Origin of the sequence: Geobacillus sp. B4113_201601, assembly GCF_001587475.1 — a bacterium.
Taxonomy (GTDB): domain Bacteria; phylum Bacillota; class Bacilli; order Bacillales; family Anoxybacillaceae; genus Geobacillus; species Geobacillus icigianus.
In genome coordinates, this window is record NZ_LQYX01000085.1 from 3929 (window position 1) to 17134 (window position 13206).

Consider the following 13206-nt stretch of genomic DNA (forward strand, 5'->3'; position numbering starts at 1 on the left):
CAGAAACAGATAGCCCAATACCGCGACCCGTTCTGGTTTTTTGACGTAAATCTCATCCGTAAAGAACGGGTCTTTCAAGAAAGAGAAGTTCATCTCCACGGAGATTTGGCCTTTATACAACTTCAAGATCTCTTTTGCCTCCATCGGTTGACCCTTCCATTCCTTCGGAACGGTCGTAACGAGGACAAACCGGGACGCTTTCCGTCTCGCCTGTTCCCAAGCGTTTGGGTCGAATTCGACGCCAAGACGCACGAAATACAGCGTCTCCATCTCGGGTTCTGCCCCTTTTTTCGGTCGTCCGCGCCGTTTTTTCGGGCGCACGATCTCTTCGACTGCGGCTTCCACCCGATGAAACTGGGAGCGAAGGGACGCCTTGAGGGAGGCCAAGGCTTGTTCGGCGTCTGCCCGACAAGAGAAGGGGTGGCGTTCCCAACGGGCTTGTTCCTCGCGAAGAAGCTCCGCTTCTTTGGTCCGCTCTTTGTCGAGCGTCTTTCCTTTTCGCTGGTCGAGCGCGCTCGATTCGACGACGATCAGCCGAACCGGATGGCCTTCATAAGTCGAGGCCGTTTCCCATACCCGATACGTGGCGCCGTTTTTCTCAGCCAACGGAAAGGGATCGCTCCACGCCGAATCGGGTTGGGCATCTGCCTCCAAAAGCGCGGCTTTGACGATCCGAAGCGATGAAGGGCCTCGCGTGATCAAAAAGGCGTTGGCGGCCTTCGTTTGCGTCAGTGTGTCTTTCGTCATCGCAGCGGAATCCGCCACATAAATCCAATCGTCTCCGATTTTGGCTTGCCTCAGCTGTTCATGGACACGGGAGAGCACCTCCGGATTCCACGTTTTGTCCGTCAGGTTGCCGTCGTGCACATCGCCGTAAAACGGGATGCCATCCTCGTTGCCGATCAGCCCGAAACCGATTGGTTTTTGCCAACGATGGTGCCGGTTGTAGCCATGTGTGATCTGCAGGGCCTCTGACGAGACCGATTCATACGCGCCATAAACGGTCTTGTCCGTCGTATCGGCGTGGAAGACGCGAAGAGAGAGACCTTCTTTCTTGTAGATCTGCACGAGGCAAGACGAAAGGACTTGATGGAGATTCGCCTCATACAGGCGATCCCAATGACGCGCGATGGCATCGTCGTTGAACCAAGACGGCTCCAGCCTTGGCCGAATCAGCTTCGGCAAATCGATGTCATGCGCCCATTGTTCCAAATGAACGAGCGCTTGCCGGCCGCTCAAGATATCCAGAACGATTAGCTTGACGATATCGCTGGCTCGAGTTTGGCATTACGGATTCACGGGGACGAGATGATCCATCAACTGAGGAAGGTCAAGATCTTTGAACAGGGCGCTTATTATATTCAAATAAGAACTTTCATAAATGGCCCGAATTCGAACGTCCATGATGAGCAAACTCCTTTGCTTTCCTTGTGTTTCAAGGTTTTATTCGACAGGAAGATAAAAAAATCCTCCCGATTTTTGTCGAGAGGGTGCGAAATGCGAAGCGCACCATAGACTGTTAGATATCAACAAAAACTAGAGGGAGGGTTCAATGGAGGGACGATGTAAAGTTTTTATTTGAAACAGCAGGGGATAGCTTGATATTGGCCATTATTTCGCCACTTTAACCGGGAAGGGAATACAAGTGTCATCGATAGTAGATTCGATTGAAAAGGAAATGAAGCGGAGGGCTTACGAAGCAGCGATGGCCATTTTGCAATCTTACCAAGGGCAAGTGCATGAAGCGATGGAAGAATTTCAAGGTGGCATTCGCGGCTTTTATCGCGCCAACGATGAATCTATTCCGTACTGGCAAGGGGAGGCGCGGGAAGCGTATGAGTGGGTCTATGCCGATTTAAAGCAAATCGAGGCGCGGATTGAGGCGACGGCGGATGAATTGGTCGATGAAATCAGCAGGGAAATCGCCCGTCTTCGTCGAAGGATAGAGGAGTTGTAATCACATGATTCGGTTGAAACCGGATGAGTTGGAAGCGGTCGCGAAGCACATTCCCGATGCCAAAGACGCTTGCGAGCGGGCGCGGACGACGCTGTCATGGGAGCCCTCTTCCCTTGCGATGGACCTCCCCGGCGTCAGCACGCCCGCCATCGAAGCGCTGCGGGACGAACTCGTTCATTGGCTGAAGCGTTATGAAGACAAACTGAACGAAGCGGAAGAACTTCTGTATCGCGCCGCCGCCGCGATGCACCAAGTGGACGAGACGCTCGCGGACAACATGAAGGAATTCGGTTTGGAGCTTCTCGGCTGGTATGACGTACAGCGCGTATTTGGCGAGTACGACTCGATCACCGGCGAGCGCCTTTCGATCAGGGGTCGGCTGCTGGCAGGAGGAATGTTGCTTGCGTCGATGGTTCCTCCCGCTAAAGGGGCCGGAATGGCGGGAAAAGCGGCGATCAAGGGTGCGAAGGCGATCGATGCCGCCTCCGCCCTTGCGAAAGTGAAACATGTCGTGCGCGATGATACCATGAAGACGATCTTCCACACGATCTACCATCAAGTCATCAAAGCGCCGTTTGCGGAAACGGCCCGCCTGTTCAAGACACAATGGGACGAATTAGTCAAAAGCGTCGCCTCCGTTTCCTGGCAACCGGCGTATGCGGGAGTGGGGCCGGCGCCTCGGGGGTGGATGAGTGAGGCGAAAGATGCGTCCCTCAATATGATCAAGAAAGTTGAGGGGGAAGTGGTTGAGAAGGAGATCGATGAAGCTGAGAAGCTTGCTAAGGGGACAGTTAATGCTTTAAGAAATGTAGATGATGTACTTGTTAAACCTTTAGGCAGAGGAACCACGGGTAGAACCACCCCTCAGAATCTAAATGAACAGTTGGCAATGAAACAAGTTATGTCGAATCCAAATGCAGGTAGGCCAGTTCCTATTAGGAAAGGAATGACTGATCCTCGTTGGCCAGTAGAAGAAGGTTGGATTAAGATGACACAAAATGTAAATGGGTACGAGATTCACTATTTGAAGAACACAAAAACCGGTCAATTTGATGACTTTAAGTTTAAAAATTAGGAGGGATACAAGAGATGAAAGCCAGATGCATAGCAAATACAGGAAAAGACATATCTGAAAAAGCCTTGAGTATAGGATATTCTACAGAAACGGTCTTCGAGTTAGAAATCGGAAGAGTATATACAGTATATGGAGTCTGTCTCTGGAGGGATTCTTTACATTATCTCATAAAGGGTGAGGAGCATAACTATCCTTCTTGGTATCCTTCTGAACTTTTTGATGTTTCTGATCGACTTTTGCCTGTAGAATGGTACTATGATTATTTTAGAGCATGCGATATTACTGCGATTTGGGGCTATAAAGAATTAGTTGAGGATGATAGTCATTTTGATGGATTAATGGAACGTGATAATAAAGCATTAGAAGTTTTTTTGAAACGAAAGCAAGAAATAGATGACTATATTTGATGTCTATCATAATTGGAAATAATATCCTTTTTATAGTTGTAAATTAGTACGTTATTTCGGAAAAAATGACTATTTCTTTGCAAATTTAGACACGTTTTTGCACGTTCATTCAGCCAAAGCAAATTTTCTCCCTTTTGTTTACTGAAAAACCGTTTGGTGGCTCGATATGGAGCCTCTAATGGTAACTGTAGATGAGCATTTTTATTGCAGTAATTTCCATTCTCTGAGAGACAAACAGGGTATCCCTTAGGCAACATGGAGTTGTTTTTTGATTGCATCAATGGGAATCTCTTGCTTTGCGGCGTTATCGATGAACTCGACGATGCTGTGCCCTTTCCGAGACTGAAGAAGCTCCCGTCCGGCGGAGAGGTCTTGTGGAGATTCGGCTATACTGTACACGCAAGCCAACAACACGGTGATCCAATACCGTTTCACCGCCCGAACGTGGCGAACACGGTCCCACCTGACTTCAGCTGGTCTTTGGCCTGCTGGAAAACGCATTCGATCGTCCAGCGCTGGGCATCGTAACGCAAGATGTCTTCGTCACTCAGCTCCCGATCGGTGCTCTAGATGCAATGAAGATGTTCGGGTGTCATCGGTTGATCCGCCTTCCAAGCCAGCCAGCCGCACCACTGCATCATCAAGACCGTTGAGCGCACCTTCATAGCGGTAGACACGATCACGCTCGTTCCCCACCGTGACGAGGCGGGTGTCGTTGGGCTCGATATAGCGAGCGAACTCCTTCGCTTGGACGGCGATGCCGTTCGGATAGAGAATCCGGTTCGTCTTGAGCATGGCGGTGACATGGAATCCTTGTTTCAGGCAGGTTTTGATGAGCGCTTGGGACGGATACTAGGAATCCATGAGCACATTTTGAACGAGAGGCTTGATGACCGGTTTCGAGAAATCAAGCGCCAACCCAATGTCATGAAAAATTGGTGGATTCCTTGATGATGTGTTCATCGATTCATGAGACATGAACCTCCTTGTGTGAATGGGTTTGAGCACATCTATTTTACCCAAGGAATCGGGTTCCCGAGTTCGACAGCGACTAGGCAAACAAAATGCCTCTCATCCCTGGATACCAAGGGGACGATAGGTATTTGGGCATACGTTGGGCGTGTATCTAGGTGCGAGGATGGATGCCTACAATCTTCGGAGGCGGCTCCAGCCCTAGAGCCGCAAAGAATTGAGCCTGTTTGGCTGTCAGTTCGGTTCGTTGATCAAGGTCGCCGTTTTTTGGAGAAAAATGTCCAAGCATAAGACGCTCACATTCATCTCTTACGTTCGGCCACGATTCATGATGGAGGTAAGCTACGGTGATTCCATCCTTCTTTTTGCGTGTAACCCGTCGCATGTACATATCTATGTAATGATATTCAGCTCTTTTAAAAGTTAAAATAGAAAAGTCGTGTGCCTATGAAATTCAGTGTTTTTTCCTAGGATCTGCATCATGAAATCCTTGATATTGCAGCATTTTGGCCGTTTTCATTTGCCTAAAATGTTCTCAAAACTGTCGAACTTGGGCGCTAGGTGAAGGAGAACATTGAGGCGTTTGGCGGCGATCCGGACAACATCACGATTTTCAGTGAATCGGCCGGAGTGCGAGGCGATCGCCAACGAAATGCATTACGCTTGGCTTTCGTTCGCCCGCACCGGCGATCCGAATGGCGCGCATTTGCCAGAGGAGCGCATAAGGAAAAAAGGAACGGCCAGCCGCCGTTCCTTTGTTATTCGTTTGCTCCCGGTGAAGGAAGCCCGAACTGTTCCACGAGCGCCGGGTCGCGGTCGATCGCCTCAAGCAGTTTCCGCATGACGTTGACGTCAAACGTAAAGTTCGCCCCGATCGGCGAGGTGACGAAAATTTTTCCTTCCTTCGCCTCCCGCGCCCGTTTGAATTGGTAGCCGTCAATCGCGATGACGACTCGTTCGTCTGGTCTTGCCATTGGAGTTCCTCCCGTCGTTGCCGATTTGCTTTCATTGTAACTTATTTTGGCTGCGGACGACAATGATCATACCGCGCCCAAGGCATGGAGGGTCAAGCAGATGGAGGATCTATGCAAAGGGAGAGGCGGGGAGTTTTTTGTCTCCCGCCCTTCGATTCGGCTGTCTAGTAGGCTGGTGAAAAACCGCTGATTCGCTTCATCAATGGAAGAGCGCATGAGAAGTAGGATCGATGGAAGCAAGGTTTTTCTAATTGAGAAATGACATGGTAAACACGTATCCGCGATTAAGTCACCAGCCTCCTAGATGGCTGATGAAAAGCGGTCGTTTCTCTTGAGCAATGGGGAAACGTTTGAAAGGCGCTCCTGACGTGACAAGGCTTATCTGTTTAAGAAGCGGGCTTGATAAGAGAAGAGGCTTGCCCCCTTAAATCCCCAGCCTTCTAGGCTGATCAAGTCAGATGCGTTGCGATTTTTGCCACACATTCGTCAATGATTTCATCGATTTTCTCCATTTGAGCGTCTCCCTTATTGTGTTTTTTGTAAAAAAAGCGAATCTATGCCTTTCGGCGTGTGGAGACAGGTGAGGCAGTTGCCGCCAACAGCGATGTATGGTATAGTAAAACTATTGCAACGTAGGTCGTTGGAGGTGTCAGGCATGCATGCCTTGCTTGTGACGCTGCTTGTCATTGTGTCGGTTGCGCTGATCGTTGTCGTGCTGCTGCAATCGGGCCGCAGCGCTGGGCTGTCGGGAGCGATCACCGGCGGTGCCGAGCAATTGTTCGGGAAGCAAAAAGCGCGCGGACTCGATGCGTTGTTTCAGCGCGTGACGATCGTATTGGCCGTGTTGTTTTTTGTGCTGTCGTTTGTCATTGCCTATCTTGAATGAGCATAAGCGAAAAGCGGGGGCGGTCCTGACACGAAAACGGGCTGCCTTTTCTATTTCATCCAGAGAGGAAGGAGAACGATGATGAAACTAGTTCCACCCAAACCGTTTTTCTTTGAGGCTGGGGAGCGCGCTGTGTTGCTTTTGCATGGGTTCACCGGCAACTCCGCTGACGTTCGGATGCTTGGGCGATTCTTGGAGTCGAAAGGCTACACGTGCCACGCGCCGATTTACAAAGGGCACGGCGTGCCGCCGGAAGAGCTTGTCCATACCGGTCCGGATGATTGGTGGCAAGACGTCATGAACGGCTATCAGTTTTTGAAAAACAAAGGCTATGAAAAAATCGCCGTCGCCGGATTGTCGCTTGGAGGCGTATTTTCGTTAAAATTAGGTTACACTGTACCTATAGAAGGCATTGTGACGATGTGCGCGCCGATGTACATCAAAAGCGAAGAAACGATGTATGAAGGTGTGCTCGAGTATGCGCGCGAGTATAAAAAGCGCGAAGGAAAATCGCCCGAACAAATTGAAGCGGAAATGGAGCGTTTCAAGGAAACGCCGATGAGCACATTGAAAGCGTTGCAGGCATTGATTGCCGAGGTGCGCGACCATTTGGACTTGGTTTACGCGCCGACGTTTGTCGTTCAGGCGCGCCATGATGAAATGATCAACCCGGACAGCGCCAATATTATTTATAACGAAATCGGAGCGCCAATCAAGCAAATCAAATGGTATGAGCAATCCGGCCATGTTATCACGTTGGATCAGGAAAAAGAACAGCTGCATGACGATATTTATGCCTTTTTGGAGTCGTTAGCTTGGTAGCGTTGGAAAGGAGGGAAAGGCCGATGGATCAGGCGTTGGCTGAACGAATTTTGGCGTTTATGCGCGATGAAGCGTACAAGCCGCTCACTGTTGAGGAGCTTGAAGAAGCCTTTGGCATCGGGGATGCGGATGGATTTAAGGAACTGGTTAAAACGCTTGTCGCCATGGAAGAGGAAGGCCTTGTCGTCCGGACGCGCAGCAACCGCTACGGCGTGCCTGAGCGGATGAATCTCGTGCGCGGCAAAGTGACGGGCCATCCGAAGGGGTTTGCCTTCGTCACCCCGGAAGAGCCGGGAATGGATGATATTTTCATCCCGCCGTCCGAATTGAAAAACGCCATGCATGGCGACACGGTGCTTGTTCGCGTTCAGGCCGACTCATCCGGAGCGCGCCGCGAAGGGACGATCGTCCGCATTTTGGAGCGCGGGGTGAAAGAAGTCGTCGGTACATACACGGAAAGCAAATATTTCGGCTTTGTCATCCCCGATGACAAACGGATCGTCAATGACATTTTCATCCCGAAAAACGCGGCGAACGGAGCGGTCGAAGGGCATAAAGTCGTCGTCCGCCTCACCTCGTATCCGGAAGGGCGGATGAGCGCCGAAGGGGAAGTCGTCCAAATTCTCGGCCATAAAAACGACCCGGGCGTCGATATTTTATCGGTCATCTATAAGCACGGTTTGCCGCTGCAGTTTCCAGATGACGTCATCGAGCACGCCAACCGTGTTCCAGACGTCATTACGGAAAAAGATTTGGAGGGGCGCCGTGACTTGCGCGGTGAGATGATCGTGACGATCGACGGGGAAGACGCGAAAGACTTGGACGATGCGGTGACGGTGACAAAACTTGAGAATGGCAACTACAAACTTGGCGTCCATATCGCCGATGTCAGCTACTATGTTGAGGAAGGGTCGCCGATCGACCGCGAAGCGTATGAGCGCGGCACGAGCGTTTATTTGGTCGACCGCGTCATCCCGATGATTCCGCACCGGCTGTCGAACGGCATTTGCTCGCTCAACCCGAAAGTCGACCGGTTGACGCTGTCGTGTGAAATGGAAATCACCCCGCAAGGCGAAGTCGTCCGCCATGACATTTTCCAAAGCGTCATCCGCACCGTCGAGCGGATGACGTATTCCGATGTCAATAAAATTTTGGTCGATAAAGACGAGGCGTTGCGGGAAACATACGCGCCGCTCGTGCCGATGTTTGAGCTGATGGCCGAGCTCGCTGATATTTTGCGCACCAAGCGGATGAAGCGCGGGGCGATCGATTTCGATTTTAAAGAAGCGAAAGTGCTTGTTGATGAAAACGGCAAACCGTACGATGTCGTCTTGCGCGAGCGGTCGGTCGCCGAGCGGCTCATCGAAGAGTTTATGTTGGCGGCAAACGAAACGGTCGCCGAGCATTTCCATTGGCTGAACGTGCCGTTTATGTACCGCGTTCACGAAGACCCAAAACCGGAAAAACTGCAGCGCTTTTTGGAGTTCATCACGAACTTCGGCTATGTCGTGAAAGGAACGGGCAACCACATCCATCCGCGCGCCCTCCAGCAAATTCTCGAAGCGGTGCGCGGCGAACCGGAAGAGATGGTCATTTCGACCGTCATGCTTCGGTCGATGAAGCAGGCCCGCTATGACGCCGAAAGCCTCGGCCATTATGGGCTGTCAACCGAGTTTTACACCCATTTTACGTCGCCGATCCGCCGCTATCCGGATTTGATCGTTCACCGGCTGATCCGGACGTATCTCATCAACGGCCAGATGGATGCTGACACCCAGCAAAAATGGGCGGAAAAGCTGCCGGACATTGCCGAACACGCGTCCAACATGGAGCGGCGCGCCGTCGAGGCTGAGCGGGAAACCGATGATTTGAAGAAAACGGAGTTTATGGAAGACAAAATCGGGATGGAATTTGACGGCATCATCAGCTCGGTGACGAACTTCGGCCTGTTTGTCGAGCTCCCGAACACGATCGAAGGATTGGTGCACGTCAGTTATTTAACGGACGATTATTACCGCTACGACGAGCGCAGCTATGCGATGATCGGCGAGCGGACCGGGAAAATGTACCGCATCGGCGATGAAATCACCGTCCGCGTCATCAACGTCAACAAAGACGAGCGGATCGTCGACTTTGAAGTCGTCGGCATGAAAGGACGCCGCCCGTCGAAAGCGAAAGCCGCTCCGGTCGTCATCGAAGGGAAAAAACAAAAGAAAAAGGCGGAGCCGAAAGCGCAAAGCGGCCCAAACCGCAGCGCGAAAGCGAAAAAGAAGAAAAAGAAAAAACGGTGAGGAAAAGCCGAACAGGCGGCTTTTCCTTCTTTTTCGTTTTTGATAAAATAAGAAACGCTACGATGAGGAGGGAGAAAACGGATGCCCAAAGGCGAAGGAAAAGTAATCGCCCAAAACAAAAAAGCGTACCATGATTATTTCATCGAAGAGACGTATGAAGCCGGCCTTGTGCTGCAAGGAACGGAAATCAAATCGATCCGCAACGGCCGGGTGAATTTGAAAGATTCATTCGCCAAAGTGGAAAAAGGGGAAGTGTTTCTCCATAACATGCATATCAGCCCGTACGAACAAGGCAACCGCTACAACCATGATCCGCTGCGGACGAGAAAACTCTTGCTCAACCGCCGCGAAATCAACAAGCTGATCGGCTACACAAAAGAGCAAGGGTATACGCTCGTGCCGCTGAAATTGTACATCAAAAACGGCTTCGCCAAAGTGGAGCTTGGCGTCGCCAAAGGGAAGAAAAAATACGACAAGCGCGAAGACATGAAACGGAAAGAAGCGCAGCGCGAAATCGAGCGGGTGTTCCGCGAGCGGCAAAAGCTGTAGGGAGCAAGCGGCGTGTGAAAAAGTCAAAACCGATGTTTCTCAAGTGGGGAAGCCTTGAAACATCGGCTCTTCTTTCCTGGCGAATTCCATCCTTTTGGAAAAAAACGTTGGTTTTCACCGACATTGAAAACATTCCCATTGAAAATGCGCAAAGCCATGGTATAATAAAAAGTGCAACAGCCAGTTATCCATGGCTTAAGCTGTTCCGATCTCTTCGCACCGCGGGGACGATCCGGATTCGACAGGGGTAGGTCGAGCTTAAGCGGCGAGCCGAGGGGGACGTCCTCGTAAAAACGTCACCTAAAGATAACTGGCAAACAAAACTACGCTTTAGCTGCTTAATTGCTGCAGCTAGCTCCTCCCGCCATCGCCCGCGTGGCGTCCGAGGGGTTCATATGAAGCGGGCTACGCCCAAATCCGCCGCCTGAGGATGAGGGAAGAGACGAACCAGGCTAGCCGCCGGGAGGCCTGTCGGTAGGCGGAACGAACGGCGAAGCGAAATATACCGACTACGCTCGTAGATGCTTAAGTGGCGATGCCTCTGGACGTGGGTTCGACTCCCACCGTCTCCATTTCCAACATGTTGCTGTTTCGGATGAAGAATGGTGAACTGAATGGTGAACTGCTTGATGCGACCGTGTTTGCGGTCGTTTTTGCTTTTTCAAGAATCCGAAAGAAGCCAGCGAATGGGCGAAAATTTTGCGAGGATTTTGCACCGTGTTTTTTGCCTTGCATTGTATACGAGTTCGACAGTGACCAAGTAAACAAAATGCCTCTCATCCCTTGATGCCAAAGGGACGAGAGGCATTTGGGCATCCTTCCAGCCTGTATCTAGGAGGCTGGTGATTTAGTGCAAAAACGACGGATTCCACTCATTTCTCAATTAGAAAAACCTTGCAGAATCCGCTTTCTCTTCTGAATGAAAATGCCGCCGACCTGGAGTTGACAGTGGTTTTTCACCGGCCTTCTAGGAGGCTGGTGATTTAATCGTGGATACCGCTTTACAATGTTATTTCTCATTTAGAAAAGCCTTGTTACATCGGTCCTGCTTTTCGCTCATTCTCCCATTGATGGAAAGGAATCAGCGGTTTTTCACCGGCCTTCTAGGGGCGAGGATGGATGCCTACAATCTTCGGAGGCGGCCTCAGCTCTAGCTCCGCCAAGAGCTGCACTTGTCCTAACCAAGGAATCGAGTCCATGTCGCCTTTTTGGTTTGTCTGTGAATTTATGTTAGGGAATTTGTCGCCTACAGTAAAGGAGTAACTTTTTTTGATGGTGTTGATCTCAATGTGGAAAAAGGAAAATATACGGATATTATAGGGCCAAACAGTTCAGGGAAATCGGTATTGTTTAAGATGATCTGTGGAGTTTGTGTTCCCGGATAAAGGGACGATTACGGTGAACGGAGCCGAGATAGGAAAAAGAGAAAGATTTCCAGAGGATTTCCGCATTATTATAGACCGCTCTAGTTACATCGCGAATAAAACGGGATTTCAAAATTTAGAAGAATTGGCAATGATCAGAGGAAAAATTAATGATGATAAGATTTTTGAAGAAATGAAAAATGTTGGGTTCGATCCACGGACCAAACAAAAAGTCAAGCATTATTCGTTAGGGATGAAGCAAAAATTAGCTATTGCCCAAGCTATTATGGAAGATCAACAAGTGCTGATCCTAGATGAACCATTCAATGCCTTAGATGCAGAACGTGTAGATAGAATCCAGAATCTATTATTCTCTTTTAAGAATAAAGGACGTACCATTTTACTTACAAGTCATAATCAGGAAGATATTAACTTTCTTTGTGGCCATGTGTTCCGCATTAATAAATATAAACTGGAACCGGTTGAACGGTAATGGCAATCGTTAATGAGAAGCAACATATTTCTACCAGATACACGTCTGAAGTTTGCCAAGTGCCTTCTCCTCCCATTTGTATCAATGGGAGGCTTTTTTTGGCCTCGTCACTGTCGAACTTGGGAAGAACGGCAATGTTCCCACGGGGGATTGATGAGACGGCGAAACAATGTATTTCCATTGTTGCCGTAAAAAACAGCTTCACGCGGCACAAGGAGTGCTCTATTTGTCTTTTTTGTTTTGTATGGAAATGATTTCAATAAAAGTGGCGCGGCTGTAGTGATCACCTCGCTTCATATAAAATAAGCCTCCAGTCGTAGTCAAAATATATCTTCGGAACGTGATGGGAGTTTGCGGGGATGCGATACGATAGGAAGCGAAAGGAGGCGAAAGGATGGCAAAAAAGATCGGGTTGTTCGTTGCCGGCGCGGCCGCTTTGCTGGTGCTCTTGTTTCATCTCGTGGCGCTTGTCGGGCTGGCGATCACGCTGGCGATCTTGTACTATGCGTTCAAGAAATGTTTAAAAGCTCCGTCGACATTTGGAAAAGTGGTGTGGGCGCTTATTGGCTGTGCGGCATTGGTGGCCAGCGCTTCGAATGTGCCGGCGCTCATCGCGCTTGTGGCGGCGTATGTGTTGTATGTCGTGTATAAACAATGGAGCGGAGTGAAAGGGGAACGTGTCGTTTCGGAAAGCGACGATCCGTTTGTCAACTTTGAAAAACAATGGGCTGAGCTGCAAAAACAGTATTAAGAGGAGTGATCGATGGTGGGTGTATTCTCGCGTTTGAAAACGATCATTGAAGCCGATCTTCACGAATGGCTTGACGAAAAAGAAAAGAAAAACCCCATTGCGCTTCTTAATCACTATTTGCGCCAATGTGAACAAGAAGTCGAGCGGGTGCGGCAACTGCTTGAGCGCCAATATGTGTTAAAAGAGCAGTTTGCCCGTGAACATCGTGAGGCGGAACAGATGGCGGAAAAACGAAGCAAACAGGCGGAGGTGGCTGAGCGGGCCGGGGAAGTGGGGCTAGCTGAATTTGCCCGGCGCGAACAAGCGCAATATGCGGAACGGGCGGGCCGTCTGAAACAGTTGCTCGAGCAAGCGAGCCGCGAGCTGTTTGAGTTGGAAGCGAAATATGAGGAAATGAAGCATAAGCTGAAAGACATGCAGATGCGGCGCATGGAGTTGATGGGGCGGGAAAACGCGGCGCGGGCACACTACCGAATCCAGCGGGTGATCAGCGGGGATGCCGGCCCGGCGCTGGCGGCGTTCGCCGATGCGGAAGCCTACCTTGATCGCCTCGAGCGGCAAGTCCAGTCCGATGATTACCGGAGCACGATCGACGCGCGCATCGCTCAGCTGGAAAAGCAGTTGCAGGAAGGAAACTAACCGGATATGCTAGAAGGTGTCCCAAT

10 protein-coding genes, 1 other RNA gene and 4 pseudogenes are annotated in these 13206 nt (G+C 50.3%); 11 read left to right on the plus strand and 4 right to left on the minus strand.

Going from position 1 to position 13206, the window contains the following annotated elements:
* A pseudogene (locus B4113_RS12125) lies at positions 1–1404 on the minus strand (IS1634 family transposase); the annotation flags it as partial.
* A 274-nt stretch (positions 1405–1678) separates the two neighbouring features.
* On the opposite strand from B4113_RS12125, the gene B4113_RS12130 reads away from it, so the two are divergent.
* Genes B4113_RS12130 through B4113_RS12140 form a run of 3 tightly spaced genes read left to right on the plus strand, consistent with a single transcriptional unit; the run spans position 1679 to position 3439 of the window.
* A complete protein-coding gene (locus B4113_RS12130) occupies positions 1679–1957 on the plus strand; it encodes a DUF5082 domain-containing protein (RefSeq protein ID WP_369802264.1) in 279 nt (92 codons plus the stop codon).
* A gap of 4 nt (positions 1958–1961) precedes the next feature.
* Positions 1962–3032: a pre-toxin TG domain-containing protein gene (locus B4113_RS12135; protein WP_082799316.1), complete on the plus strand. Its 1071-nt coding sequence runs from the start codon at positions 1962–1964 to the stop codon at positions 3030–3032.
* Positions 3033–3046: 14 nt separating this feature from the next.
* Entirely contained in the window at positions 3047–3439 is a 393-nt protein-coding gene (locus B4113_RS12140) for a hypothetical protein (protein WP_033844582.1), read from the plus strand.
* Between the two features lie 246 nt (positions 3440–3685).
* Here the strand turns inward: B4113_RS12140 and B4113_RS18915 are convergent.
* From B4113_RS18915 to B4113_RS12155, 3 genes and pseudogenes are all read right to left on the minus strand, one after another.
* Positions 3686–4309: pseudogene (locus B4113_RS18915) on the minus strand (transposase); the annotation flags it as partial.
* Positions 4310–4565: 256 nt separating this feature from the next.
* Positions 4566–4742: pseudogene (locus B4113_RS21220) on the minus strand (transposase); the annotation flags it as partial.
* Positions 4743–5169: 427 nt separating this feature from the next.
* A complete protein-coding gene (locus tag B4113_RS12155) occupies positions 5170–5385 on the minus strand; it encodes a hypothetical protein (RefSeq protein ID WP_033017712.1) in 216 nt (71 codons plus the stop codon).
* 655 nt (positions 5386–6040) lie between these two features.
* Here B4113_RS12155 and secG point away from each other — a divergent pair.
* The 8 genes and pseudogenes from secG to B4113_RS12195 all read left to right on the plus strand — a co-directional run bounded on the left by secG (position 6041) and on the right by B4113_RS12195 (position 13180).
* On the plus strand, positions 6041–6271 hold the full coding sequence (gene secG, locus B4113_RS12160) for a preprotein translocase subunit SecG (RefSeq protein WP_033017713.1): 231 nt from the start codon (positions 6041–6043) through the stop codon (positions 6269–6271).
* 78 nt (positions 6272–6349) lie between these two features.
* Positions 6350–7093 (plus strand): carboxylesterase, encoded by a 744-nt coding sequence (locus B4113_RS12165; protein ID WP_108209725.1) that lies wholly within the window; start codon positions 6350–6352, stop codon positions 7091–7093.
* A gap of 23 nt (positions 7094–7116) precedes the next feature.
* Positions 7117–9384, plus strand: coding sequence for a ribonuclease R (gene rnr, locus B4113_RS12170; protein ID WP_033017717.1), 2268 nt, complete (start codon positions 7117–7119; stop codon positions 9382–9384).
* Between the two features lie 81 nt (positions 9385–9465).
* Positions 9466–9933: an SsrA-binding protein SmpB gene (gene smpB, locus B4113_RS12175; protein ID WP_033017718.1), complete on the plus strand. Its 468-nt coding sequence runs from the start codon at positions 9466–9468 to the stop codon at positions 9931–9933.
* A 223-nt stretch (positions 9934–10156) separates the two neighbouring features.
* Positions 10157–10508: a transfer-messenger RNA gene (gene ssrA / locus B4113_RS12180) on the plus strand.
* 648 nt (positions 10509–11156) lie between these two features.
* Positions 11157–11790, plus strand: a pseudogene (locus tag B4113_RS12185) (ATP-binding cassette domain-containing protein).
* Positions 11791–12184: 394 nt separating this feature from the next.
* The gene (locus tag B4113_RS12190; RefSeq protein ID WP_033844577.1) at positions 12185–12541 is read left to right on the plus strand and encodes a hypothetical protein; all 357 of its coding nucleotides are present in this window, start codon (positions 12185–12187) and stop codon (positions 12539–12541) included.
* A 12-nt stretch (positions 12542–12553) separates the two neighbouring features.
* Positions 12554–13180 carry a PspA/IM30 family protein gene (locus B4113_RS12195; RefSeq protein ID WP_033844576.1) on the plus strand — a complete coding sequence of 209 codons (627 nt, stop codon included), beginning with the start codon at positions 12554–12556 and terminating at the stop codon, positions 13178–13180.
* The last annotated feature ends 26 nt before the right edge of the window (positions 13181–13206 follow it).